Here is a 23386-nt window from a genome sequence, read left to right as displayed (position 1 = left end):
AGGACTTACCCATGACCCCGGATGACCGTATAAAACTTGAACCTGTCTGGAAACAGGCATTACGTGAGGAGTTCGATAAACCTTACATGGCCGAGCTGCGCGAGTTCCTGCGCCAGGAACATGCGGCCGGAAAAGAGATTTACCCACCGGGTCCGCTTATTTTCAATGCCCTTAACCTGACGCCGCTGGACAAGATCAAGGTGGTCATTCTTGGTCAGGACCCTTATCACGGCCCCGGTCAGGCCCATGGTTTGTGTTTTTCAGTACAGCCCGGTATCCCGACACCGCCGTCGCTGGTCAATATCTATAAAGAGCTCAAGCGTGACCTGAATATTGATATCGCCCCTCACGGCTGCTTGCAACACTGGGCAGAGCAGGGCGTTTTGCTGCTCAATACGACGATGACGGTGGAGCGCGCCAATGCCGCCTCCCATGCCAAGAAGGGCTGGGAGCATTTTACTGACCGGATTATCCAGGTGGTCAGCGAGCAGCAACCCAAGCTGGTGTTCCTGCTGTGGGGCGCCCATGCCCAGAGCAAGCAAAAACTGATCGATGCGACCAAACACCTGGTGCTGACGTCGGTGCATCCATCGCCGCTATCGGCGTATCGGGGCTTTATAGGCAACGGCCACTTCAGCCGAACCAACAAGTTCCTTGAGCAAAACGGCCTGGCTGCGATCGACTGGAAACTGCCACCGGTTTAAGTCATGACTCAGCGGTACAAGGCACACTCAGCGCAATAGCCGGTGTGCCAGTACTTGTTGTCAGGAAGGGTTGGCTTCATCCTGGCGAGCCCAATAGCGGAACAGGGGTTCAGCCAAAAACAGCACGAAGATCAGGCGCATCACCTGCAACGCGGTAACCAAGGGCACTGACAGTTGCAATGTTTCTGCGGTGAGGCTCATTTCTGCAATGCCGCCCGGCATCATCCCCAGGGTCATCGAGCGCAGATCGAGTTGGGTAAGGGCACTCAAGCCCAGTGCGCACAGGCTGGCTATCAACATGGTCAGGGCTGTGCCCAGCAGGGTTTTACCGATAAAAGACGGCGCCCGCCGAAAGAATGCCCGATTGAAATGACAGCCCAGCCCGCTGCCAATCAGCCACTGCCCCATCTGGCTGCTGCCGTCCGGCAGGCCTATATGCAAATCCCATAAAATACTCACGCCGGCACTGACCAGCAGCGGCCCGAACAACCACGGGTTTGGCTGGCGCAGGCGTTGCCAGATCCAGGCCAGCAAGGCACCTGCCGGAAACAATAACGCCAGCCAATAGAAGTTAATTGAGGCAGGGTGTACGGCAGGAGCACCTTCGCCCAGCAGGTACTTGAAGGCTGCCGGAACGCACAGCACAACGGTCAGTACGCGCAGGCTCTGCCCAGCAGCGACGCGGCTCAATACGGCGCCATTGCGTGCGCCGAGGTTGACCATCTCCCCCGAACCGCCGGGCATGCTGGAGAAGAACGCAGTGGCGCGATCCTCACCGCTGCGGCGCATCAGCCATACACCGATCACACTCGACACACTGGTGAGCAGGGCGCCCGCCAGGATCAGCCAGAAATGCGCCAGCACCTGCTCCATCACCACAGGTGTGAAATGCAGGCCGATACCGATGCCCACAATCCACTGCCCGCATTTACGCCCGCCGGGAATCTCGGCCAGTTGCCAGGGTGTCAGGCAACGCACCAGGATGATCGCCAGCAGAGAGCCGACCATCCACGGTAACGGCCAGCCGATCTGGCTGGCGAGGTAGCCGCCAGCCAGGCCGACCAGCGGCGTGCCCCACCAGTGCTTGAATCCTGAATCAGGCATTGGCCAGAGCGCGACGTTGGGCGCTGCGTTTGCGCCAGATACGTATGACAGGCAGCAACAACATGATTGTCGTCAGTACCCAGACACCCAGGGTGATCGGGCTCGCCCACAGGATATCCAGCGCACCGTTGGATATCGACAGTGCGCGACGCAGGTTCTGCTCCATCAGCCCGCCCAGAATGAACCCCAACAATACCGGAGACAGCGGGAAGTCGAGCTTGCGCAGGATATAGCCGAAGATGCCGATACCGATCATCAGGAACAGATCGAAGGTGGTCGCGTGCACGGCGTATACACCAATGGCCGTGATGATGGCGATTGCGGGCACCAGCGCCCAGTTAGGCACCGACAGAATCCGGGTGAAGATACGGATCATCGGGATGTTGAGGATCACCAGCATGACGTTGGCGATAAACAATGACGCGATCAGACCCCAGACGATATCCGGCTGCTGCTGAAACAACAGCGGGCCGGGGGTGATGTTGTACAGCGAGAGGGCGCCGATCATCACTGCCGTGGTGCCCGAACCCGGCACGCCCAGGGTCAGCATGGGTACCAGCGCCCCACAAGCGGAAGCACCGATTGCGGTTTCGGGGGCCGCCAGACCGCGCATGTCACCCTCGCCGAATTTGCCGGAAGTACCCGCCAGGCGTTTTTCCGTCATATAGGACACGGCGCTGGCCAGTGTGGCACCTGCACCCGGCAGGACGCCCATGATAAAACCGAGCAGCCCGCAACGGATATTCACCGCGAATACCGCAGACGCTTCCTTGAAATTGAACATCATGCGCCCGGTGGCCTTAACCGCTTCCTGGCCGCGATGGGTTTTTTCCAGCAGCAACAGGATTTCGCTGATGGAGAACAACCCCAGTACCAGCACGACAAATTGAATGCCGTCAGTCAGGTGGATGTTGTCGCCGGTGAAGCGGTATACGCCACTGTTGGCATCAATCCCCACGCAGGCCAGAAACAGGCCGATAAGCGCAGCGATAAAGGTTTTCAGCGGACGGTCCCCGGCCATGCCGCCGAGGCAGACAATGGCAAACACCATCAGCACGAAATACTCCGCCGGGCCGAAGGCTATCGCCCACTTGGCCAGTAGCGGAGCAAACAGCACCATGCCGCAGGTGGCGATAAAGGCGCCAATAAATGAGCTCCAGGCCGACAGCGACAACGCCACGCCAGCCAGGCCTTTACGCGCCATCGGGTAGCCGTCGAGGGTGGTCATCACGGTCGAAGCTTCGCCAGGGATGTTCAGCAGGATCGAGCTGATACGCCCGCCGTATTCACAGCCCAGATACACCGCCGCCAGCAGGATCAGCGCCGATTCCGGTGGCAGGCCCAAGGCAAATGCGATGGGGATCAGCAGGGCGACCCCGTTGATTGGGCCAAGCCCCGGCAGCAGGCCGACCACGGTGCCGATCAAGGTGCCGCACAGGGCTGTGACCAGATTGTACGGGCTGAGCGCGACGCCGAAGCCCTGGCCCAAATAGCCGAAAGTATCCATATCAGTCCTCCAGAACGTCGAGCAGGCCAAGCGGCAGCGGAACGTCCATGGCTTTATCAAAGAGTAAATAAAGGCCAACGCTCACCAAGCTGATGATCACGCTGCTGGGCAGCCAGCGACCGCCATACAGACGCGCCAGCGGGATGCCGACCAGGATGCTGCTGAGGATAAAACCGAGAGGTTCGAAGGTGCCGGCGAAGATCAGCAACAGCACGATACACAGGCCGATCTTGGTCAGGGTTTCACGATCCAGTTTGGGGTCATCTTCGCTGTGCACCACGGGGGAGGGGCGAAAGATCATGTAGGCCAGCCCCAATCCCATTAATGCCAGCATCAGCAAAGGGAAAGCGCGAGGACCAACGGGTTCGTAGGAAAAGGCTGCCTGATAAGGCCAGGCCATCGCCGCCAAACCGGCGCAGACAAGCAGCAGGGCCGAAGCAAATACGCGTTGTGCAAGCATGGTTCACTCCTGGGCTGTGCCCCTGGGTGCAAGGGCACAGCCAGTGGTCGGCGGCGGTTACTGGATCAGGCCGAATTCCTGGGCCAGTACTTTGTAGTCAGCCACCTGCTTTTTCACATAGGTGTCCAGCTCCGGGCCGGTCATGGCGAAGGGGAACAGTTCGCGCTGATCACGCAATGTGGCGAAGTCTTCGGACGCCAGCAGCTTGTCAAAAGCCTCTTTCCACCAGGCGTACTCTGCATCGCTGACTTTTGGCCCCAGGTAGAAGCCGCGTACGACAGGCCAGACAATGTCGTAGCCCTGTTCCTTGGCCGTCGGGATGTCCTTCATCTCCGGCTCATCGAGGCGCTCGTTGGCGAATACGGCGAGCAGGCGCATATCACCGCTCTGGATATGGGGCATGGAGTCGGAAATATCCGTACTGCCTACCTGAATATGGCCGCCCAGCAGCGCGGTAGCGATTTCACCGCCACCCTCCAGGGCCACATAACGCAGGTCACGGGGGTTGATCCCGGCGGCCTTGGCGATCAGGGCGGTCTGCATCCAGTCCTGGCTGCCCACGGTGCCGCCTGAGCCAATGACCACTTTGCTCGGGTCTTTTTTCAGGGCCTGGACCAGATCATCAAGATTTTTGTAGGGCGAGTCCTTCTTCACCGCAATGGCCCCGTAGCTGGTGCCGACCGCTGCCAGCCAGCGCACGGCGCTTTCATCGAAGCGGCCGAACTTGCCCTGGGCCAGGTTAAGCAATGAGCCACTGGACCAGGCTACCAGGGTGCCGGCATCGGCCGGGCGCTGGGCGACCACGGCGTTATAGGCAACAGCCCCCACGCCACCCGGCATGTAGGTCACACGCATGGGTTTGCTCAGCAGCTTCTCGTTGACCAGTGCGCTTTGCGCCAGTTTGCAGGTCAGGTCAAAGCCACCGCCAGGGGACGCCGGGGCAATGCATTCGGGGCGTTTGGGTTCAGCCAGCAGTTGGCCAGTGAAGAGCATGCAGCCGGCCGCAATAGCCAGAGTGCGCAGGGGGAATTTCATATCGTCTCCTCAGGAGCTTTTATTTTTATAGGGCAGTTTTGGGGTGTGCGAAATCATCGCGACAGAGCGCGGGTAGGGGGGGAATACAGGGATGAAGGGCTTCGGGCTGATAAGTCAGCATGCAGGTGCTCCATTATTGTTCTTATTGGCGAAAACGCTTCAAGGCGTTTTTCGGGCCGTTATGCAGTGCATGACGGCGACAGGGATTACTGTCAGTCTCGTGATGCTAGCCGGCCAACCTTTCGCTAACCTTTCAAAACAGATTCACTGTTTTTGCGCTTCACAGCACTCCTGCCGTCTGTACACTCCGCGCACAAAAGGCTGCGGCCAGGACAAAAAATCGAGGTAAAACCGATGCGTGTGCTTTTGGTCGAGGATCAGCTACAGCTGGCCGAGAGTGTTGCCCAAGCCCTGAAAGGCACAGGCCTGACCGTGGATGTATTGCATGATGGCGTAGCCGCCGACCTGGCCTTGAGCAGTGAAGAGTATGCCGTGGCAATTCTGGATGTAGGCTTGCCGCGCATGGATGGTTTTGAAGTGCTGGCGCGTTTGCGAGGCCGTGGCAAAACCTTGCCGGTGTTGATGTTGACTGCGCGCAGTGACGTCAAGGACCGGGTTCACGGGCTTAACCTGGGGGCCGATGATTACCTGGCCAAGCCATTTGAGCTGACGGAGCTGGAAGCCCGGGTCAAGGCGCTGCTGCGTCGCAGTGTGCTGGGTGGTGAGCGGCTGCAGCAATGCGGCGCCCTGGTGTACGACCTCGGAACCCGGCGCTTCACCCTTGGTGATGAGCTGCTGGTGCTGACCTCCCGCGAGCAGGCGGTACTGGAAGCGCTGATAGCGCGCCCTGGCAGGGTCATGAGCAAGGAGCAACTGGCCGCTCAGGTGTTTGGCCTGGATGAGGAGGCAAGCCCGGACGCCATCGAGATTTACATTCACCGACTGCGTAAAAAACTCGACGGCCAGGCAGTGGCGATCGTGACGTTCAGGGGCCTGGGGTATTTGCTGGAAGGCCGCGATGTTTAAGCTCGACAGCTTGCGCTGGAGCCTGTTGTGGCACCTTACGCTGTTGCTGGTTGTGTTGATGCTGGCGAGCAGCTTGAGCGCTTACTTCAACGGTCGCGAGGCCGCCGATACGGCGTATGACCGAACCCTGCTGGCATCGGCACGAACCATTGCCGCCGGGCTCTCGCAGCGTGATGGCAGCCTGAGTGCGGATGTGCCCTACGTTGCCCTTGATACCTTTGCCTACGACAGCGCCGGGCGAATCTACTACCAGGTCAATGATATTCATCAGAAGCTGATTTCCGGTTATGAAAATCTGCCCGCGCCGCCAGCTGGCACGCCGCGGACCGATGATTATCCGGCGTTGGCGCGTTTTTATGATGGCACTTATCTCGGCCAGAACGTGCGCGTTGTGAGTTTGCTCAAGGCTGTGAGCGAACCCAGCATGAACGGCATGGCGGAAATTCGTGTGGCCGAGACCGACGAAGCACGGGTGGCCATGGCCCGTAGCTTGATGGCGGACACCTTGCTGCGCCTGGGCATGTTGGGGTTGGGGGCATTACTGGTGGTGTGGTTTGCCGTAAGCGCCGCACTGCGCCCGCTGGAGCGTTTGCGCAGCGCCGTGGAGGAGCGCGAGATGGATGACCTGCGCCCTTTGCCGCTGGTGTCCGTGCAAAGAGAGTTGCGGCCATTGGTGCAGGCACTCAATCATTTTACCGAGCGTTTGCGTGGGCAGTTCGCTCGTCAGGCGCAGTTTATTGCTGACGCTGCCCATGAGTTGCGCACACCTCTGGCAGTCCTCAAGGCCCAGCTTGAATTGGGCTTGCGTGCAAAGGAACCGCAGACCTTGCGCCATACCCTTGAGCAAGCGGCCCAGGGTACGGACCGGTTGACCCATTTGGCCAATCAGTTGCTGTCGCTGGCGCGCATCGAAAACGGCGCCCGGGCTATTGCCGAAGGCGGTGCGCAGTTGCTCGACCTGAGTCAGTTGGCCCGTGAGCTGGGCATGGCCATGGCGCCACTGGCCCATGCCCGCGGGTTTGCCCTGGCGCTTGAGGCCGACCAGCCGGTCTGGCTATACGGTGAGCCTACGTTGCTGCATGAACTGCTGAGCAATCTGGTGGACAACGCCATGGCTCACACACCGGTGGGTGGCAATGTGATTTTGCGCGTGACAGCGCCTGCCGTGCTGGAAGTCGAAGATGATGGTCCGGGCATTCCCCATGAAGATCGCGAACGGGTATTTGAACGCTTCTATCGACGTAATCAGCAGGTGGCCGGGTCGGGGCTGGGGCTGGCGATTGTGGGTGAAATCTGTCGCGCCCACCTTGCCCATATCAGTTTGCATGATGGCGTGCAGGGCGGGTTGAAAGTGCGGGTGAGTTTTGTGCCGGCCAATGGGCGCTAGCCCTGTGACATGGATGGATAAATACCCTGGCCAGTCGACCCGGCGTCAAATCCCCTGTGGGAGCGGGCTTGCCCGCGATTGAATCGATTCGGTGTAACTGACAGACCGCGTCGTCTGCATCGCGAGCAAGCCCGCTCCCACAGATTCAGAGGCTCAGATAAGCATCCAGCGCGCTTCGTGCAGTTGCTCCTGAAACTTCAGGTCATCAGCTTGTACCTTCAACTTCTTGAGAGCGGGCAGGGCGACCAGTGCTTCCATGTCTTGCCCCATAAACACGGTAGCGATTTGCACCAGATCGATGTAGTCGATGGCTTTGGTTTGTCGGGAAAAATCCTGATACTGCCCGGGAATCTTTAGCAGCATTTCCGGAAACTCCCAGCCTGCCAGCAGCTTGTCACCAATCAGCGGGTGAATGCTGTCGATGACGTGGTTAAGCGAAACCGGATCGGAAAGCAGCTCGTTGTGCTCTTCGGCGTAGGTCAGGATGGGCAAGACGCCGATCTGGTGCACCAGGCCGCCCAGTGCCGCCTGGTCAGGCTTGAGCAAGGTATGGCGGCGGCACAGGGTGTAGCAGATGCCGGCCACTTCCAGGCTCTGGCGCCATACATCGCGCATTTTCTGCTCGACCACCTCGGAGCGGGCATGGAAAATCTGCTCCATCACCAGCCCGATCGCCAGATTGCTGCTGTAGTTAACACCCAGGCGGGTGATGGCCGTGTGCAGGTCAGTCACCTCACGGGTGGCGCGCAACATCGGGCTGTTGACCACTTTGATCAGTCGGGCTGACAGCGCGGTGTCACGACCTATGACCTTGCTCAAGTTACTGACGCTGATTTCAGGGTTTTCCGCGGCCTTGCGAATGTTTAACGCTACTTCCGGTAGTGTGGGTAGAACCAGGTCATCTCTATCAATGGCCTTAAGCAAGTCCATTTGGACTCTGTGCGCCAGCATGCTCATTTCTCTAGGTACTGCATTTCAATGTGTGGCAATCAACGCTGGATTTCGCGATCGCGGTCCAGTTGATACGGCAGCTCAAGCAGTGAAAGGCCAGGGCCTTGCAGGTCACCCAAGTGAATATCTCCGGCTTGCGCAGCATCGCTGGTCAGCACGGCTAGCAGCTCAACCCCGTTTTCGGCGTTAGCGGCCAGTACCACTTCGCCCACGGAACTGGCGTGGGACGGGGTAAACAGCGGCGTGCCGGGGGCGGGCGCAGCATGCCCCGCCTCAAGGGACAGGCGGTAGAGGTGGCGTTTGAGTTTGCCCAGGTATTGCATGCGGGCAACGATTTCCTGGCCGGTGTAGCAGCCTTTTTTGAAGCTGACACCGCCTACGGCCTGCAGGTTGATCATTTGCGGAATGAACAACTCACGGGTTTGGGCCATGACCTGGCCAATGCCGGCGCGAACCTGGCCCAGCAGCCATTGGTTGAGGTCGGCCTCGGGCAGCTGTGCCTTGAGGTGCTGAACGAGGCTTTCAGTCTGTTCGACAGGGGCCCAGAGTTCCGCGCGGCCTTCAGAAGCGCGAATGGCGATCAGGTCGCTGGCGCGGGCAACGCTGTCAGTTTCAGCTGGCAGGTCCAGGCCCAGGCTTTGCAGCACCGAGTCGGCATTTACCAGGCCAAAGCGTACCCAGTTGGCACTGTCATCGGTCAGTTTGGACTTGGAGAACACCGCGTACTTTTTCAGGTCCGCCAACTGCGGTTCAACCAGTTCGCGCGCCATTGCCAGCAGGCAGCCGTTGTCTTGCAGCACGATGCGAAAGCTCGACTGCATACGGCCTTTTTGCGTGCAGCGGGCGCCAAGGCTTGAGCGGGTTTCACTCAAATAGTTGAGGTTGCAGGTCAGCTGCCCTTGCAGAAACTTGCTGGCGTCGTTGCCGATCACAGCAAGGATGCCTTCGTGGTTCAGGGTGCAAAAAAAAGCAGAGTCGGCCATGGGTCATCGCAGTTGAATAAGTCTGGAACACATCATAGAGGTGCGCCCTGCAAATGGGTAGTTCGCAAAGGATGGACGGGGCCGACCAAAGCCGACTGTTCTATGACGGATCGGCCTGTATACTTGCGTTCTATTTGAGGAGCGCTCCATGGTCGAAGATGTTGAACTCAATCGTCTCTACTGGCACAGCCGCCGCGGCATGCTTGAACTTGACGTGTTGCTGGTGCCTTTCGTCAAGGAGGTGTACGCCACCCTTAATGACGTAGACCGCGAATGCTATCGCAAGCTGCTGGAGTGCGAAGACCAGGACATGTTTGGCTGGTTTATGGAGCGCAGCGAGTCCGAGGACCCTGAGCTGCAGCGCATGGTCCGGATGATTCTGGACCGTGTCCAGCCCAAGTAATTATTTTGAATGCCGCTGGCATGCCTCGGGACAATTGCTGGCGGCGTATCTTGCAGCCCAGTCGCTGGCGCTGATATCTATTTGCCTTCTTTCAATCCCTGCCTGGGCACATCTGCTCGGCGCATTGCTGTGTCTGGCTCACGGGGCCTGGGTGTTGCCAAGGCATATCCGCCTGACCCATGGCAGTGCCATTACCCGGTTGCGTCATGATGTTGATGGCTGGCAGTTGTGGAGCCGTGACAAAGGCTGGCAGGCCGTGCAACTGCGCCGTGACAGCCTGGCGCTACCCCTGGTGGTAGTGGTGCGCTTTCGCTTGCCGGGTGAGCGGCGGGTGCGTGCGGTGTGCATTCCGGCCGCCGCGCTGGCACCGGATCAGCACCGGCGCCTGCGCGTGCGACTGAAGTTCAGTCGGCGTAGGTGGCTGGCACCAGAATAGTGTCCAGCGCTTCGGGCAGCATGTGCGGGTAGTCGAGGGTGTAGTGCAGGCCGCGCGACTCCTTGCGGGTCATGGCACTGCGGATCATCAACTCGGCCACTTGCGCCAGGTTGCGCAACTCGATCAGGTCACGGCTGACCTTGTAGTTGCTGTAGAACTCGTCAATTTCATCCAGCAGCAGGCGCACCCGGTGCTGGGCCCGCTGCAGGCGCTTGTTGGTGCGCACGATGCCCACGTAGTCCCACATAAAGCGCCGTAGCTCATCCCAGTTGTGGGCGATGATTACGTCTTCATCGGAGTCGGTCACCTGGCTGGCATCCCAGCTCGGCAGTGCGACGGGGGCGGCGATTTCGGGCGACTGGGCAAGGATATCTGCCGCTGCCGACTTGGCGTACACAAAGCACTCGAGCAGCGAGTTGCTGGCCATGCGGTTGGCACCATGCAGGCCGGTGAAGCTGGTTTCGCCGATGGCGTACAGGCCCGGCACATCGGTGTGGCCATGTTCGTCGACCATCACGCCGCCGCAGGTGTAATGCGCCGCAGGTACTACCGGGATGGCCTGTTGAGTGATGTCGATACCAAATGCCAGGCAGCGCTCATATACAGTCGGGAAGTGGGCCTTGATAAAGCTATCGGGCTCATGGCTGATATCCAGGTACACACAATCGATGCCCAGACGCTTCATTTCATGGTCGATGGCCCGGGCGACGATATCCCGCGGGGCCAGTTCGCCCCGCGGGTCGAAGCGATGCATGAAACGCTCGCCGTTGGGCAGCTTGAGGTGCGCGCCTTCGCCCCGCAGGGCTTCAGTGATTAAAAAGCTCTTGGCTTGCGGGTGATACAGGCAGGTGGGGTGGAACTGGTTGAACTCCAGGTTGGCCACCCGGCAACCCGAACGCCAGGCCATGGCGATGCCATCACCGCAGGCACCGTCCGGGTTGCTGGTATAGAGGTACACCTTGGCTGCGCCACCGGTTGCCAAAATGGTGAAGCGCGAGCCAAAGGTGTCGACTTCACCCGTGGCACGATCCAGCACATAGGCACCGAGGCAGCGATCACCTTCCAGGCCCAGGCGGCGTTCGGTAATCAGATCGACGGCAACGCGCTGTTCGAGCAGTTCGATATTGGGGCGCTGGCGGGCCTGTTCGAGCAATGTCTTGAAAATCGCCGCGCCGGTGGCGTCGGCCGCATGGATGATGCGCCGGTGGCTGTGCCCGCCTTCTCGGGTGAGGTGGAACTCAAAGCCCTGTTGCTCGGGGTCGATGCTGTCATCGCGGGTGAAGGGTACGCCCTGATCGATCAGCCACTGGATGGCTTCGCGGCTGTGCTCGACGGTAAAGCGTACCGCGTCTTCGTGGCACAGCCCGCCACCGGCATTGAGGGTGTCTTCGACGTGGGACTGCACCGTGTCGGTGTCATCCAGGACAGCGGCGACGCCGCCCTGGGCCCAGAACGTCGAACCATTGGCCAGATCGCCTTTGCTCAGCACTGCAATACGCATATGGCTGGGTAACGTGAGCGCAAGGCTCAAGCCGGCAGCGCCGCTGCCAATCACCAGCACATCATGTTGAAAATGTTGGCTCATTCTTCTCACATCCGCAAAAAAACGCCCTCTGGTATCTCTAGTATATAGAGGGGGGGATCGGCACAATGGCCGGGCCTTTATGGCATTGTGAAATTACAGCGGGCGCAAAGTGTGCCTCAGACACGAAGGGTCTGCATGTTGATTTGCACAATTAATCTGCATGCTGGGGCAGTGCTCTAGAATGGCGCGGGTTCTGATACGCTTCCAAGGTACTGCAGGGCTTGTTTTATACGAAGTTTTTGAACTTTTCGTATAGCCAGGGGTTCCATAGTGGGCTGCCCTTGATGCAGGGGAACGGCGTCCAGATTGATGCGGGGTTTGTTTTTTCGACTCGACAGCTGAATTTGACGACAAGATTATTGACGCAGCCGGCCAGGCCCGAGCTGCGTTTTCGTGTGTGCCAAATCCGGGCACGCAGGAAACTTGCCAGGGGGGAGAGAACTTTTGCGAAAAGCCCGAGTCTATGTTTGCAAGCCTGATCAATTAGCACAGCAATCTTCCTCCCGGTCTTATGAGGAGTATTCATGCTAGCCCAGGAAGAGGATCAGCAGCTGGTCGAGCGCGTACAGCGTGGCGACAAGCGCGCGTTCGATCTGCTGGTGTTGAAGTATCAACACAAAATTCTCGGGTTGATCGTGCGTTTCGTGCACGACACCCATGAAGCCCAGGACGTTGCCCAGGAGGCCTTTATCAAGGCGTACCGGGCACTTGGTAATTTTCGCGGCGACAGTGCCTTTTACACATGGCTGTATCGCATCGCCATTAACACGGCGAAAAACTATCTGGTGTCACGCGGTCGACGTCCGCCTGACAGCGATGTGAGTTCGGAAGATGCCGAGTTTTATGATGGTGATCACGGTCTCAAGGACCTCGAGTCGCCGGAGCGCGCTTTGCTCCGAGACGAGATCGAAGGCACCGTTCATCGCACTATTCAGCTACTGCCAGAAGATTTGCGTACGGCTTTAACTTTACGTGAATTTGATGGTCTGAGTTACGAGGACATTGCGAGCGTCATGCAATGCCCGGTGGGTACCGTGCGCTCCCGGATTTTCCGCGCCCGGGAAGCCATAGATAAAGCCCTGCAGCCGTTGTTGCAGGAAAACTGAGACAGCGGCGACAGCCAAGAGAGGAACCGCCATGAGTCGTGAAGCCCTGCAGGAATCGCTGTCCGCAGTGATGGATAACGAAGCGGACGAACTGGAACTACGTCGGGTATTGAATGCCTTCGACGACACACAAACCCGTGACACCTGGTCCCGTTATCAGGTGGCCCGTGCTGTGATGCACAAGGACCTGTTGATTCCGCGCCTGGACATCGCATCTGCCGTTTCGGCCGCGCTGGCTGAAGAGCAAACCCCGGCCAAGGTTGTCCGTGGGCCGTGGCGCAGCATTGGTCGCCTGGCCGTAGCCGCGTCGGTTACCGTCGCTGTTCTGGCGGGTGTGCGGCTGTACAACCAGGATGACATCGTTGGCAACCAGCTCGCCCAGCAGAACCCTGCGCAGAGCCTGAGTGCACCGATGGCCAAAGGTCCGGCAGTACTGGCCAACTACAGCGAGAGTGCCGATCAGGCCACCGGCCCGATGGCCAACGGTGTCCTGCAAGGTCAGCCGGGCTGGCAAGATCAGCGTTTGCTTGGCTACCTGCGCCAGCACGCAGAGCAAGCAGCGCTGAAAGGGGCTGAAAGCCCTCTGCCTTATGCTCGTGCTGCGAGCCTCGAAAACCGTTAAGGACCATCATGCGCGTCCTACCTTTGCTACCTCTTCTGCTCAGTGGCTGGTTTGCAGTACCGGCCCACGCCGATGAAGCCCAGGACTGGTTAAAACGTCTTGGGCAGGCCGAGCAACAGCATAGCTATCAGGGTACTTTCGTTTACGAGCGTAACGGTAGTTTTTCTACCCACAGCATCTGGCACCGCGTGCAGGATGGCAAGGTTCGTGAGCGTTTGATGCAGCTTGATGGCACTGCGCAAGAGGTGATCCGCTCGGATGGGCGCACTGAATGTGTCACTGGCAAACAGGCCTCCGGGTTGGGCGATGTCACGGCTGTCGCGGCGCGTCAATTCGATGTCCAGAAGTTCAATGACCTGTATGCCGTGGCAATGGAGGGCAACTCCAGGGTCGCCGGTCGCCCGGTAGTGGTCATATCGTTTGCTCCGCGTGATCAGCATCGCTACGGTTTTGAGCTGTATCTGGACCGTGAAACCGGTTTGCCTCTCAAGTCCTTGTTGCTCAATGACAAGGGGCAGTTGCTTGAGCGCTACCAGTTTACGACCTTTGCCACCACGCCTCCTGATGACAGCCAGCTCACGCCTGCGGGGCAGTGCCGTGCTGTTGCCCCTGCCGACAAAGGGGCCGGGCAGGTCAATTCGGTTCAGGCCTGGCACTCTGACTGGCTGCCCTCCGGTTTTGAGCAGGTCAGCAGTACGGTGCGCCGTGATCCGCGGACCAAAACCGAAGTCACCAGCCTTCTGTATGACGATGGCCTTGCCCGTTTTTCGGTGTTTATCGAGCCGGTCAAGGGCGCTGCTGTTCCAGACGCCCGCGTCCAGCTCGGGCCCACAGCTGCGGTCACACGCCACCTGAGTACGCCTCAGGGAGACATGATGGCCACGGTGGTGGGTGAAATTCCCATGGGCACTGCTGAACGAATTGCCCTGTCGATGCGTGTCGGTGAAAACGATGCTCAGGCCAAACCATAGGGTTGCATCGACATGGCGGGTGACAATTTTCGATTTGCCATTTTTATCTCTTTTTATAAAGGTCAGAGCCCCAAAGGGCTTTGGCCTTGTTTGTTTTCCGGGGTCTGAAAAACGGTCTATGCTTTTGACTTGTTTTTAGGTGCCTGTCGCTTAACTCTGCTGTTATTAACGGGAGCTGTATGTCGATGCCGCGATTGAAATCTTATCTACCCATTTTTGCAGCCGTGCTGATGCTCGGGCAGGCAGTGCCGGTGATGGCTGAAGCGCAGTTGCCTGATTTCACCCAACTGGTTGAACAGGCTTCGCCAGCCGTAGTGAATATCAGTACCACGCAAAAGCTGCCTGAGCGTCGCATTTCCAGCATGGGCCAAATGCCCGACCTGGAAGGCCTGCCGCCTGGCCTGCGCGACTTTTTTGAGCGCAGCCTACCACCTGCACCCGGTGGCAAAGGCGGGCGTCAGCGCGAGGCCCAGTCCCTGGGCTCGGGCTTTATCATCTCGCCCGATGGCTACATCCTGACCAATAACCACGTGGTTGCAGATGCCGATGAAATCATTGTGCGGCTGTCCGATCGCAGTGAAATGAAAGCCAAGCTGGTGGGCACTGACCCGCGCTCTGACGTGGCCTTGCTGAAAATCGATGGCAAGAACCTGCCGGTGCTCAAACTGGGCAAGTCCCAGGACCTCAAGGCCGGCCAGTGGGTGGTTGCGATCGGTTCGCCATTTGGTTTCGACCACACCGTGACCCAGGGCATCATCAGCGCCATGGGCCGCAGCCTGCCGAATGAAAGCTATGTGCCATTTATCCAGACTGACGTGCCGATCAACCCGGGCAACTCGGGTGGTCCGCTGTTCAACCTGGCGGGCGAAGTCGTGGGCATCAACTCGCAAATCTATACCCGTTCGGGCGGTTTCATGGGTGTGTCCTTTGCAATCCCGATCGATGTGGCGATGGACGTTGCCAATCAGCTCAAGGCTGGCGGCAAAGTCAGCCGTGGCTGGTTGGGTGTGGTGATCCAGGAGGTCAACAAGGACCTGGCCGAGTCTTTCGGTCTGGAAAAACCTGCCGGTGCACTGGTGGCGCAGGTACTGGATGACGGCCCGGCTGCCAAAGGCGGTCTGCAAGTGGGCGACGTGATTCTGAGCATGAATGGTCAGCCGATCGTCATGTCGGCAGATTTGCCGCACCTGGTTGGCGCACTCAAGGCCGGCAGCAAGGCCAACCTTGAAGTTATTCGTAACGGCAAGCGTCAGAATCTGGAGCTGACTGTGGGCGCTATCCCTGATGATGCAAAAGACATCGCTTCGGGTGGCGGCGCTGAACAAAGCAGCAACCGCCTGGGCGTGTCCGTAGCGGACTTGAGTGAAGAGCAGAAGAAAGCCAACGACATCAAGGGCGGTGTGATCATTACTGACGTTCAGGACGGTCCTGCGGCCTTGATCGGCCTGCAGCCTGGCGACGTGATTACGCACTTGAACAATCAGGCCATCACCAATGGCAAGGAGTTCACCGAGATCGCCAAGGCATTGCCGAAGAACCGTTCGGTGTCGATGCGGGTTCTGCGTCAGGGGCGTGCCAGCTTTATCACGTTCAAGCTGGCGGAGTAAGCCGCACAGCCGTGAGGGAGAGGGCTTGCTTGCGATAGCATCGGCGCGGTTCAACGGCGAAACCGCGTTGCCTTCATCGAGAGCAAGCCCGCTCCCACAAGGGCAATAAAAAAGCCCGTATCGCGAGATACGGGCTTTTTTTTATTTCTTCTGCTTGGGGACGCGTACCAACTGCGTATTGGAATACATGTCATGCCAGGTGCGTTTTTGCTTGTCGAAGATCGACCAGACAAACCCCAGCCCCAGGCACAACCACGAGCCTATGGACACGATAAAACGCAGAAGGGCCTGCCACAGGCTGATTGCCGTGCCGTCGGCGTTCTGTACGCGAACTCCCCAGACCTGCATGCCCAGGGTTTGCCCGGAGTGGGTCCAGAACTTGGCAAAGAAACCGAACAGGACGAAAAACAGGAGGGTCGACAGCAGCGGGTCACCATCCAGGGCGCCTGCTTCTGACAGTTCGCGCATTTTGGCTTCGCCAATAAAGCTCATCATGATCAGCTTGTAGATAAAGGTCGTGACGATCAGCAGGGCGGTACACAGCAGAAAGTCGTAGAACATGGCTGCCAGGCGGCGCCCCAGGCCAACGGCGGGAAAGTCGCCTTGAGGGCTAAGCGGTTGTTTCGACATGGCAGGGTCTCGTGAAGGAAAACAGCCATCTTACGGAATAACGGCCATAAAAAAGCCTCTGATGTCACCATCAGAGGCTTTTGTGCACGAGATTTAAGCTTCTGCTTGAACTTCGTCAGCCTGCAGGCCTTTTTGGCCCTGTACCGAGATGAAGGTCACTTTCTGGCCTTCCTTCAGGCTTTTGAAGCCGTTGCCCTGGATGGCACGGAAGTGCACAAACAGGTCCGGGCCGCTTTCAGGGGTGATGAAACCAAACCCCTTCTCGTCGTTGAACCACTTGACCGTACCGCTCTGACGTTGAGACATTTCTTAATTCCTTGACGCTAACAATTAATGACAGCCTCTTTCACATGAAAGAGTACTGGTGCTGGGTTGCAGGAAAGTAAGAGACGCAGAACGGGATGTAGCAAGCATTGAGCTACTGCCCAGGTCACGATTCCAGCGACCCATGCAAACACAGTGGGCAAACTCTACGAAACTGTAATTGAAAAAACAAGCCCCTTTAAATACGCCGCAGGGCCGCTGTTTTTAATACTCTAAACGCAGAGTCAAAGAGCGGATCGTTATAGAGGTGTTCAATTATTTTCGTGTAATAAAGACTGTTTTCGCTATCGAAAGTTTGCACTGTTATGTAGCAGTTGCATGACACGTACGCACCGTGAACATGCAACTGTATAACTTACTGTTTAACCCCTGTAATAACGTTGCGCTACAAACGGCATTTTCGACACTTTCATCGGCACGCGCTTGCCCCGCACGATGGCCCAGACTTCAGTGTCCACAGGCGTGAATGCGATATCCAGATAACCCATTGCCAAGGGTGCGCCCAACGTTGGCCCAAAGCCGCCGCTGCATACGGTGCCGATCTCGGTGCCGTCGGCATCGACGATTTGTGCGCCTTCACGCACCGGGGTGCGTTCCTGGGGCAGCAAGCCCACTCGTTTACGCGCTACGCCGTTTTGCTGCTGGGCAAAGATGCTCTCGGCACCCGGGAAACCACCGGCCCGCGGGCCGTCAGCGCGACGGGCCTTGGAGATGGCCCAGAGCAGGCTGGCTTCGATAGGCGTCGTGGTGTCGTTCATGTCGTGGCCGTACAGGCACAGGCCCGCTTCCAGGCGCAGCGAATCCCGTGCGCCCAGGCCGATGGCCTGAACCTCTGGCTCGGCCAGCAGGCGGCGGGCCAGTGCTTCGGCGTGCTCGGCCGGCACTGAAATCTCAAAACCGTCTTCGCCGGTATAACCCGAGCGGCTGACGTAGCAATCCGCGCCCAGTAAGGTCACCGGGGCAAATTGCATAAAGGTCATGTTCGCCACTTGCGGTGCCAGGCGTTGCAGTACGCTGACTGCAGCCGGGCCTTGCAGGGCAAGCAGGGCGCGCTCTTCAAACAGCGGCTGGATCTGGCAGTGGGCGCTCAAATGCTTGCGCAGGTGGGCCAGGTCCTGATCCTTGCAGGCGGCGTTGACCACCAGGAACAGCTCGTCATTACCCAGGTTGGCGACCATCAGGTCATCGAGGATGCCGCCCTGTTCGTTGGTGAACATGGCATAGCGCTGCATACCCACTGGCAGGTCGATGATATCCACCGGCACCAGTGCTTCCAGGGCTTTGGCCGCGTCAGCACCGGTCAGACGGATCTGGCCCATGTGCGATACATCGAATAACCCGGCCTGTTCACGGGTGTGCTGGTGCTCTTTCATCACCCCTAGCGGGTACTGCACGGGCATGTCGTAGCCGGCAAACGGCACCATGCGGGCGCCGAGTTCAAGGTGCAGTGCATGCAGCGGGGTTTTAAGCAGTTGTTCGGTGGACATTCGAGACTCCTTGAAAATCAGCACTCAATAATGTTGACGGCGAGACCGCCGCGGGCGGTCTCCTTGTATTTGCTTTTCATGTCGGCGCCGGTCTGGCGCATGGTGCGGATCACCTTGTCGAGCGAGACAAAGTGCTGACCATCACCTCGCAGGGCCATGCGCACTGCGTTGATGGCCTTGACCGAGCCCATCGCGTTACGTTCGATGCACGGCACTTGCACCAGCCCGCCTATCGGATCGCAGGTCAGGCCGAGGTTGTGCTCCATGCCGATCTCGGCGGCGTTCTCGACTTGCTGCACGCTGCCGCCCAGCACTTCACACAACGCGCCGGCCGCCATTGAACAGGCCACGCCGACTTCACCCTGGCAGCCGACTTCGGCCCCCGAAATCGAAGCGTTTTCCTTATAAAGAATGCCGATGGCGGCGGCAGTGAGCAGAAACCGCACCACGCCGTCTTCATTGGCGCCGCCGATAAAGCGCATGTAGTAATGCAAAACGGCCGGGATAATTCCCGCCGCACCGTTGGTAGGCGCTGTGACCACGCGCCCGCCGTTGGCGTTTTCTTCATTGACGGCCAGGGCGTACAGGTTCACCCAGTCCAGTACTGACAAGGCATCGCGCAGCGCGGCTTCCGGGTTGGCACAGAGCTGACGGTGCAAGGCCGGGGCACGGCGCTTGACCTTCAAACCGCCGGGTAAAATCCCTTCATTGCGACAGCCGGCACTTACGCAGTCCTGCATGACCTGCCAGATTTTCAACAGACCGCTGCGGGTCTCGGCTTCCGGGCGCCAGGCGCCTTCATTGGCCATCATCACTTCACTGATCGACAGGTGATGGGTTACGCATTGGCGCAACAGGTCCTTGGCGGTTTTGAAGGGGTATTGCAGCACAGTACTGTCTTCGACAATTCGGTCGGCACCTGCCGCGCCTTCGTCCACCACAAAACCACCGCCGATCGAGTAATACTCGCGGCTGCGGATCTGAATGCCGGCGGCATCCAGTGCCCGAAAAATCATGCCGTTGGGGTGATAGGGCAGGGGTTTGCGAATCATCGCCAGGTGTGATTTTTCGATGAATTCGATGGGGTGTTCGCCCAGCAGGTTCAGGCGCCCGCTGCTGCGAATCGCGGCCAGTCGTTCGGCCACGGTTTCGGTGTTGACGGTATCCGGATGTTCACCTTCCAGCCCCAGCAGCACGGCTTTGTCGCTGCCGTGGCCTTTGCCGGTGGCGCCGAGGGAACCGTAGAGTTCAACTTTTACGCAGGCTGTTTGTTGCAACAGCTCATCACGGCGCAGACCTTCGACAAAACGCGCAGCAGCGCGCATGGGGCCGACGGTATGGGAACTGGAGGGGCCGATGCCAATCTTGAACAGGTCGAACACGCTTAACGACATGGGGTTCTCCGGTTTCTTATTGTGTGGGTAGGCAAATCATCTGTAGCCGCTGCCGCAGGCTGCGATAAAGCCCGCAGGGCCTTCGCCGTTGTGCCCGAAAGCGGGGCCGCCTCGCAGCCCATCGCAGCCTTCGGCAGCGGCTACAGTTTTTGACTTATGCCTCCTGATAGTTCTCGATCGACGGGCACGCACACACCAGGTTGCGGTCGCCAAATACGTTGTCGACACGACCGACCGGTGGCCAGTACTTGCCTTCGATCAAGGACGCAACCGGGTACACCGCCTGTTCGCGGCTGTAGGGGTGAGTCCATTCGCCGACCATTTCAGCGGCGGTGTGCGGGGCGTTTTTCAGCGGGTTGTCTTCCTTGTCCAGACCACCGCTCTCGACTTCGCGGATTTCTTCGCGGATGCAGATCATCGCGTCACAGAAGCGATCCAGCTCTTCCTTGGACTCGCTTTCGGTCGGTTCGATCATCAACGTGCCGGCCACCGGGAACGACATGGTCGGGGCGTGGAAGCCAAAATCGATCAGGCGCTTGGCCACGTCATCGACGCTGATACCGCTGGTTTCCTTGAGCGGGCGCAGGTCGAGGATGCATTCGTGGGCGACCAGGCCGTTGCTGCCCGAGTACAGCACCGGGTAGTGCTCTTCGAGACGGCGGGCGATGTAGTTGGCGTTGAGGATGGCCAGTTGCGATGCACGCTTGAGGCCTTCACCGCCCATCATGCGGATGTACATCCAGGTGATCGGCAGGATGCTGGCGCTGCCAAACGGCGCCGCGCAGACTGCGCCTTCCTTGCGTTCCATGGCCGCGTGACCCGGCAGGAACGGCGTCAGGTGCGATTTGACGCCAATCGGGCCTACACCCGGGCCGCCACCGCCGTGGGGGATGCAGAAGGTTTTGTGCAGGTTGAGGTGGGACACGTCGCCGCCGAACTTGCCCGGAGCGCACAGGCCCACCATCGCGTTCATGTTGGCGCCGTCGATGTACACCTGGCCGCCGTTGTCATGAATGATGCCGCAGATTTCGCGGATGCCTTCTTCGAACACGCCGTGGGTGGAGGGGTAGGTGATCATCAGCGCGGCGAGGTGGTCGCGGTGCTCGATGGCCTTGGCGCGCAAGTCTTCGATATCAACGTTGCCGCGGGCGTCACAGGCGGTGACCACCACGCGCATGCCGGCCATGTTGGCGGTGGCCGGGTTGGTGCCGTGGGCCGAGGACGGGATCAGGCAGATATCGCGGCGCTCGTCGCCACGGCTCTGGTGGTAGGCACGAATGGCCAGCAAGCCGGCGTATTCGCCTTGGGAACCGGCGTTTGGTTGAAGGGAAATAGCATCGTAGCCGGTAGCCGCGCAGAGCATGGCTTCCAGTTCGGTGGTCAATTGCTGGTAGCCCAGGCTTTGTTCGGCAGGCGCAAACGGGTGCAGGTTGCCGAACTCGGCCCAGGTAACCGGGATCATTTCGCTGGCGGCGTTGAGCTTCATGGTGCACGAGCCCAGCGGGATCATGGTGCGGTCCAGCGCCAGGTCCTTGTCGGCCAGGCGACGCAGGTAGCGCATCAGCTCGGTTTCAGAGTGGTAGCGGTTGAACACCGGGTGGCTGAGGATCGGCGACTGGCGCAGCAGGGCGGCGGGCAGGGTGCCCGTTACGCTGGTGGCCAGTGCGTCGAAGTCAGGCAGGGCCTGGCCGTCTGTGGCGAGCAATGCCCACAGTGCAGTGACGTCGGACTGGCTGCTGGTTTCATCCAGCGACAGGCCCAGGCGCTGGTCGTCGATCACGCGCAGATTGATGTTCTGCGCATGGGCCTTGGCGTGCAGCGCGGCGGTGTGGGTGCCGGTGTTGAGGGTCAGGGTGTCGAAGAACTGTTCCTGCTCGACCTTCAGCCCCAGATCGCTGAGGCCACGGGCCAGGATCGCGGTCAACTGGTGAGTGCGTTGGGCGATTTGCGTCAGGCCTTTAGGGCCGTGGTAAACGGCATACATGCTGGCGATGTTGGCCAGCAGCACCTGAGCGGTACAGATGTTGCTCGTGGCCTTCTCGCGGCGGATATGCTGCTCGCGGGTTTGCATGGCCAGGCGCAGCGCCGGTTTACCGTGACGGTCAACCGAAACACCGACCAAGCGGCCCGGCATGTCGCGCTTGAACGCATCGCGGGTGGCGAAGTAGGCCGCGTGCGGGCCGCCGAAGCCCAGTGGTACGCCAAAGCGCTGGGCGCTGCCGATGGCGACGTCCGCGCCGAACTCGCCCGGCGGGGTCAGCAGGGTCAGCGCCAGCAGGTCGGCGGCAACAGCCACCAGGGCGTTGGCGGCGTGGAAACGCTCGACCAGTTCGCGATAGTCGAATACATCGCCGTTGCTGGCCGGGTATTGCAGCAACGCGCCGAAGAAGGCTGTCACGTCAGTCAGTTCGCGCTCGTCGGCCACAAACACTTCAATGCCCAGCGGCTCGGCACGGGTGCGCAGCACGTCGAGGGTTTGCGGGTGGCAGTGGCTGGAGGCGAAAAAGCGGTGGCTGGTTTTGTTCTTGCTCAGGCGTTTGCAGAAGGTCATGGCTTCTGCAGCAGCGGTGGCTTCGTCGAGCAGCGAAGCGTTGGCAATCGGTAGGCCGCTAAGGTCGCTGATCAGGGTCTGGAAGTTGAGCAGCGCTTCGAGACGGCCCTGGGAGATTTCCGGCTGGTACGGTGTGTAGGCGGTGTACCAGGCCGGGTTTTCCAGCAGGTTGCGCAGGATTGGCGAAGGCGTGTGGCAGTTGTAATAGCCTTGGCCGATATAGGTTTTGCATAGTTGGTTTTTGGTTGCGATGGCCTTGATAGAGGCCAGGGCGTCGGCTTCACTTTGCCCGGCCGGCAAGTTGAGCACGCTGGTGCCCTTGATGCTTTCCGGGATCACGCTGGCGCTGAGACCTTCAAGGGAATCAAAGCCCAGGGTGGCGAGCATGGCCTGTTCATCGGCCTGACGCGGGCCGATATGGCGCGCGATAAATTCATTGGCGGTGCTGAGATTGATGGTCATGGCTGGGCTCTCAGTTGTCGTCTTGGGCTTTGAGCAGGCGGTCATAGGCGTCCTGATCGAGCAGTTGGCCAACAGCGTTGGCGTCGGCGGGCTTGAAGCGGAAGAACCAGCCTTCGCCCAGCGGGTCTTCGTTGACCAGTTCCGGGCTGCTGTCGAGCGCCGGGTTGACTGCGATCACTTCGCCGTCCAGGGGCATATACACGCCGCTGGCCGCCTTGACCGACTCGACAGTCGCGGCTTCGGCGCCCTTGTCGTAGGCCTGCAGCTCGGGCAATTGCACAAACACCACGTCACCCAGAGCGTTTTGCGCAAACGCGGTAATCCCCACGGTTACGCTGCCGTCAGCTTCGGCGCGCAGCCATTCGTGGTCTTCAGTAAAACGCAATTCGCTCATGGAAACTCCTCAAGGCCAGACAGGTCTGGTGGTCACAGGTAAATGCTCGTGCAGGTCGAGCTTATGAGGAGTTCTCTGCAAGATGGTTGCCAGTTTAAAAATATCCTTATTTATCAATGAGTTAAGATTTTAAAAGAGGTATTCGAAGAGCAAGACTGTAGCGAATTCGATACAGCCTGAAGGCCATAAAAAAATCCAAGGGGATCAAAGCCTTGCGTGGCATGGGTAGAGAGGGTGTGTATCGAATTCGTTCCGGT

At 59.2% G+C, this 23386-nt stretch carries 22 protein-coding genes; 9 read left to right on the top strand and 13 right to left on the bottom strand.

Annotation, left to right across the window (positions count from 1 at the left end; genetic code table 11):
• The first annotated feature begins 11 nt into the window (after window positions 1-11).
• Window positions 12-704 carry a uracil-DNA glycosylase gene (gene ung, locus GHN92_RS09110; protein ID WP_095001347.1) on the top strand — a complete coding sequence of 231 codons (693 nt, stop codon included), beginning with the start codon at window positions 12-14 and terminating at the stop codon, window positions 702-704.
• Window positions 705-764: 60 nt separating this feature from the next.
• Here ung and GHN92_RS09105 read toward each other — a convergent pair whose 3' ends face one another.
• From GHN92_RS09105 to GHN92_RS09090, 4 genes are read right to left on the bottom strand one after another with little or no spacing between them, the layout of a single operon-like run.
• A complete protein-coding gene (locus GHN92_RS09105; RefSeq protein ID WP_133144262.1) occupies window positions 765-1808 on the bottom strand; it encodes an AbrB family transcriptional regulator in 1044 nt (347 codons plus the stop codon).
• Window positions 1801-3315 carry a tripartite tricarboxylate transporter permease gene (locus tag GHN92_RS09100; RefSeq protein ID WP_095001349.1) on the bottom strand — a complete coding sequence of 505 codons (1515 nt, stop codon included), beginning with the start codon at window positions 3313-3315 and terminating at the stop codon, window positions 1801-1803. The genes GHN92_RS09105 and GHN92_RS09100 overlap by 8 nt, the downstream gene beginning before the upstream one ends.
• Window position 3316: 1 nt before the next feature.
• Window positions 3317-3775, bottom strand: a complete 459-nt coding sequence (locus tag GHN92_RS09095) for a tripartite tricarboxylate transporter TctB family protein (RefSeq protein ID WP_095001350.1) — start codon at window positions 3773-3775, stop codon at window positions 3317-3319.
• Window positions 3776-3832: 57 nt separating this feature from the next.
• Entirely contained in the window at window positions 3833-4810 is a 978-nt protein-coding gene (locus GHN92_RS09090) for a tripartite tricarboxylate transporter substrate binding protein (RefSeq protein ID WP_095020843.1), read from the bottom strand.
• Between the two features lie 354 nt (window positions 4811-5164).
• Between GHN92_RS09090 and GHN92_RS09085 the strand changes: the two genes are divergently transcribed.
• Both GHN92_RS09085 and GHN92_RS09080 read left to right on the top strand, forming a co-directional pair.
• On the top strand, window positions 5165-5836 hold the full coding sequence (locus tag GHN92_RS09085) for a response regulator (RefSeq protein WP_095001352.1): 672 nt from the start codon (window positions 5165-5167) through the stop codon (window positions 5834-5836).
• Complete coding sequence (locus GHN92_RS09080) at window positions 5829-7223, top strand: sensor histidine kinase (RefSeq protein ID WP_095001353.1); 1395 nt, start codon at window positions 5829-5831, stop codon at window positions 7221-7223. Before GHN92_RS09085 ends, GHN92_RS09080 begins: the two co-directional genes overlap by 8 nt.
• Window positions 7224-7376: 153 nt before the next feature.
• On the opposite strand, the gene GHN92_RS09075 is transcribed toward GHN92_RS09080, so the two are convergent.
• Together GHN92_RS09075 and GHN92_RS09070 are read right to left on the bottom strand one after the other, a co-directional pair.
• Window positions 7377-8180 (bottom strand): HDOD domain-containing protein, encoded by an 804-nt coding sequence (locus tag GHN92_RS09075; RefSeq protein ID WP_095001354.1) that lies wholly within the window; start codon window positions 8178-8180, stop codon window positions 7377-7379.
• A gap of 32 nt (window positions 8181-8212) precedes the next feature.
• Complete coding sequence (locus GHN92_RS09070) at window positions 8213-9157, bottom strand: folate-binding protein YgfZ (RefSeq protein ID WP_095001355.1); 945 nt, start codon at window positions 9155-9157, stop codon at window positions 8213-8215.
• Between the two features lie 148 nt (window positions 9158-9305).
• Here GHN92_RS09070 and GHN92_RS09065 point away from each other — a divergent pair, with 148 nt between their 5' ends.
• Entirely contained in the window at window positions 9306-9560 is a 255-nt protein-coding gene (locus GHN92_RS09065; RefSeq protein ID WP_048363403.1) for a succinate dehydrogenase assembly factor 2, read from the top strand.
• On the top strand, window positions 9544-9996 hold the full coding sequence (locus GHN92_RS09060) for a protein YgfX (RefSeq protein WP_095019725.1): 453 nt from the start codon (window positions 9544-9546) through the stop codon (window positions 9994-9996). The genes GHN92_RS09065 and GHN92_RS09060 overlap by 17 nt, the downstream gene beginning before the upstream one ends.
• On the opposite strand, the gene nadB is transcribed toward GHN92_RS09060, so the two are convergent.
• Window positions 9965-11581, bottom strand: a complete 1617-nt coding sequence (nadB, locus tag GHN92_RS09055; RefSeq protein ID WP_095024516.1) for an L-aspartate oxidase — start codon at window positions 11579-11581, stop codon at window positions 9965-9967. The genes GHN92_RS09060 and nadB overlap by 32 nt on opposite strands.
• 524 nt (window positions 11582-12105) lie before the next feature.
• Between nadB and rpoE the strand changes: the two genes are divergently transcribed.
• The 4 genes from rpoE to GHN92_RS09035 all read left to right on the top strand — a co-directional run bounded on the left by rpoE (window position 12106) and on the right by GHN92_RS09035 (window position 15887).
• The gene (gene rpoE, locus GHN92_RS09050; protein ID WP_016782046.1) at window positions 12106-12687 is read left to right on the top strand and encodes an RNA polymerase sigma factor RpoE; all 582 of its coding nucleotides are present in this window, start codon (window positions 12106-12108) and stop codon (window positions 12685-12687) included.
• Window positions 12688-12718: 31 nt separating this feature from the next.
• Window positions 12719-13309 carry a sigma-E factor negative regulatory protein gene (locus tag GHN92_RS09045; RefSeq protein WP_153379910.1) on the top strand — a complete coding sequence of 197 codons (591 nt, stop codon included), beginning with the start codon at window positions 12719-12721 and terminating at the stop codon, window positions 13307-13309.
• 8 nt (window positions 13310-13317) lie between these two features.
• The gene (locus GHN92_RS09040) at window positions 13318-14280 is read left to right on the top strand and encodes a MucB/RseB C-terminal domain-containing protein (RefSeq protein WP_095001366.1); all 963 of its coding nucleotides are present in this window, start codon (window positions 13318-13320) and stop codon (window positions 14278-14280) included.
• Between the two features lie 185 nt (window positions 14281-14465).
• A complete protein-coding gene (locus tag GHN92_RS09035; RefSeq protein WP_372239735.1) occupies window positions 14466-15887 on the top strand; it encodes a DegQ family serine endoprotease in 1422 nt (473 codons plus the stop codon).
• 141 nt (window positions 15888-16028) lie between these two features.
• Here the strand turns inward: GHN92_RS09035 and GHN92_RS09030 are convergent, their stop codons facing one another.
• The 6 genes from GHN92_RS09030 to gcvH all read right to left on the bottom strand — a co-directional run bounded on the left by GHN92_RS09030 (window position 16029) and on the right by gcvH (window position 23129).
• Complete coding sequence (locus tag GHN92_RS09030) at window positions 16029-16517, bottom strand: RDD family protein (RefSeq protein ID WP_095001368.1); 489 nt, start codon at window positions 16515-16517, stop codon at window positions 16029-16031.
• Between the two features lie 93 nt (window positions 16518-16610).
• Complete coding sequence (locus GHN92_RS09025; RefSeq protein WP_016782052.1) at window positions 16611-16823, bottom strand: cold-shock protein; 213 nt, start codon at window positions 16821-16823, stop codon at window positions 16611-16613.
• Between the two features lie 380 nt (window positions 16824-17203).
• A complete protein-coding gene (gcvT, locus tag GHN92_RS09020) occupies window positions 17204-18328 on the bottom strand; it encodes a glycine cleavage system aminomethyltransferase GcvT (RefSeq protein WP_095001369.1) in 1125 nt (374 codons plus the stop codon).
• A 17-nt stretch (window positions 18329-18345) separates the two neighbouring features.
• The gene (locus GHN92_RS09015; protein ID WP_095019740.1) at window positions 18346-19722 is read right to left on the bottom strand and encodes an L-serine ammonia-lyase; all 1377 of its coding nucleotides are present in this window, start codon (window positions 19720-19722) and stop codon (window positions 18346-18348) included.
• Window positions 19723-19876: 154 nt separating this feature from the next.
• A complete protein-coding gene (gcvP, locus tag GHN92_RS09010) occupies window positions 19877-22735 on the bottom strand; it encodes an aminomethyl-transferring glycine dehydrogenase (RefSeq protein WP_095019741.1) in 2859 nt (952 codons plus the stop codon).
• Window positions 22736-22745: 10 nt separating this feature from the next.
• Window positions 22746-23129 (bottom strand): glycine cleavage system protein GcvH, encoded by a 384-nt coding sequence (gcvH, locus tag GHN92_RS09005; RefSeq protein ID WP_133144258.1) that lies wholly within the window; start codon window positions 23127-23129, stop codon window positions 22746-22748.
• Window positions 23130-23386: the final 257 nt, after the last annotated feature.

This window comes from Pseudomonas sp. FSL R10-2964 (genome assembly GCF_009600035.1).
Lineage (GTDB): Bacteria > Pseudomonadota > Gammaproteobacteria > Pseudomonadales > Pseudomonadaceae > Aquipseudomonas > Aquipseudomonas bubulae.
This window is presented reverse-complemented; position numbering and strand designations above follow the sequence as displayed.

Excerpts from the sequence above, each read along its gene's own strand:
- ung (WP_095001347.1), top strand. The coding sequence starts at position 12 with ATGACCCCGGATGACCGTATAAAACTTGAACCTGTCTGGAAACAGGCA.
- GHN92_RS09105 (WP_133144262.1), bottom strand. The coding sequence starts at position 1,808 with ATGCCTGATTCAGGATTCAAGCACTGGTGGGGCACGCCGCTGGTCGGC.
- GHN92_RS09100 (WP_095001349.1), bottom strand. The coding sequence starts at position 3,315 with ATGGATACTTTCGGCTATTTGGGCCAGGGCTTCGGCGTCGCGCTCAGC.
- GHN92_RS09095 (WP_095001350.1), bottom strand. The coding sequence starts at position 3,775 with ATGCTTGCACAACGCGTATTTGCTTCGGCCCTGCTGCTTGTCTGCGCC.
- GHN92_RS09090 (WP_095020843.1), bottom strand. The coding sequence starts at position 4,810 with ATGAAATTCCCCCTGCGCACTCTGGCTATTGCGGCCGGCTGCATGCTC.
- GHN92_RS09085 (WP_095001352.1), top strand. The coding sequence starts at position 5,165 with ATGCGTGTGCTTTTGGTCGAGGATCAGCTACAGCTGGCCGAGAGTGTT.
- GHN92_RS09080 (WP_095001353.1), top strand. The coding sequence starts at position 5,829 with ATGTTTAAGCTCGACAGCTTGCGCTGGAGCCTGTTGTGGCACCTTACG.
- GHN92_RS09075 (WP_095001354.1), bottom strand. The coding sequence starts at position 8,180 with ATGAGCATGCTGGCGCACAGAGTCCAAATGGACTTGCTTAAGGCCATT.
- GHN92_RS09070 (WP_095001355.1), bottom strand. The coding sequence starts at position 9,157 with ATGGCCGACTCTGCTTTTTTTTGCACCCTGAACCACGAAGGCATCCTT.
- GHN92_RS09065 (WP_048363403.1), top strand. The coding sequence starts at position 9,306 with ATGGTCGAAGATGTTGAACTCAATCGTCTCTACTGGCACAGCCGCCGC.
- nadB (WP_095024516.1), bottom strand. The coding sequence starts at position 11,581 with ATGAGCCAACATTTTCAACATGATGTGCTGGTGATTGGCAGCGGCGCT.
- rpoE (WP_016782046.1), top strand. The coding sequence starts at position 12,106 with ATGCTAGCCCAGGAAGAGGATCAGCAGCTGGTCGAGCGCGTACAGCGT.
- GHN92_RS09045 (WP_153379910.1), top strand. The coding sequence starts at position 12,719 with ATGAGTCGTGAAGCCCTGCAGGAATCGCTGTCCGCAGTGATGGATAAC.
- GHN92_RS09040 (WP_095001366.1), top strand. The coding sequence starts at position 13,318 with ATGCGCGTCCTACCTTTGCTACCTCTTCTGCTCAGTGGCTGGTTTGCA.
- GHN92_RS09035 (WP_372239735.1), top strand. The coding sequence starts at position 14,466 with ATGCCGCGATTGAAATCTTATCTACCCATTTTTGCAGCCGTGCTGATG.
- GHN92_RS09030 (WP_095001368.1), bottom strand. The coding sequence starts at position 16,517 with ATGTCGAAACAACCGCTTAGCCCTCAAGGCGACTTTCCCGCCGTTGGC.
- GHN92_RS09025 (WP_016782052.1), bottom strand. The coding sequence starts at position 16,823 with ATGTCTCAACGTCAGAGCGGTACGGTCAAGTGGTTCAACGACGAGAAG.
- gcvT (WP_095001369.1), bottom strand. The coding sequence starts at position 18,328 with ATGTCCACCGAACAACTGCTTAAAACCCCGCTGCATGCACTGCACCTT.
- GHN92_RS09015 (WP_095019740.1), bottom strand. The coding sequence starts at position 19,722 with ATGTCGTTAAGCGTGTTCGACCTGTTCAAGATTGGCATCGGCCCCTCC.
- gcvP (WP_095019741.1), bottom strand. The coding sequence starts at position 22,735 with ATGACCATCAATCTCAGCACCGCCAATGAATTTATCGCGCGCCATATC.
- gcvH (WP_133144258.1), bottom strand. The coding sequence starts at position 23,129 with ATGAGCGAATTGCGTTTTACTGAAGACCACGAATGGCTGCGCGCCGAA.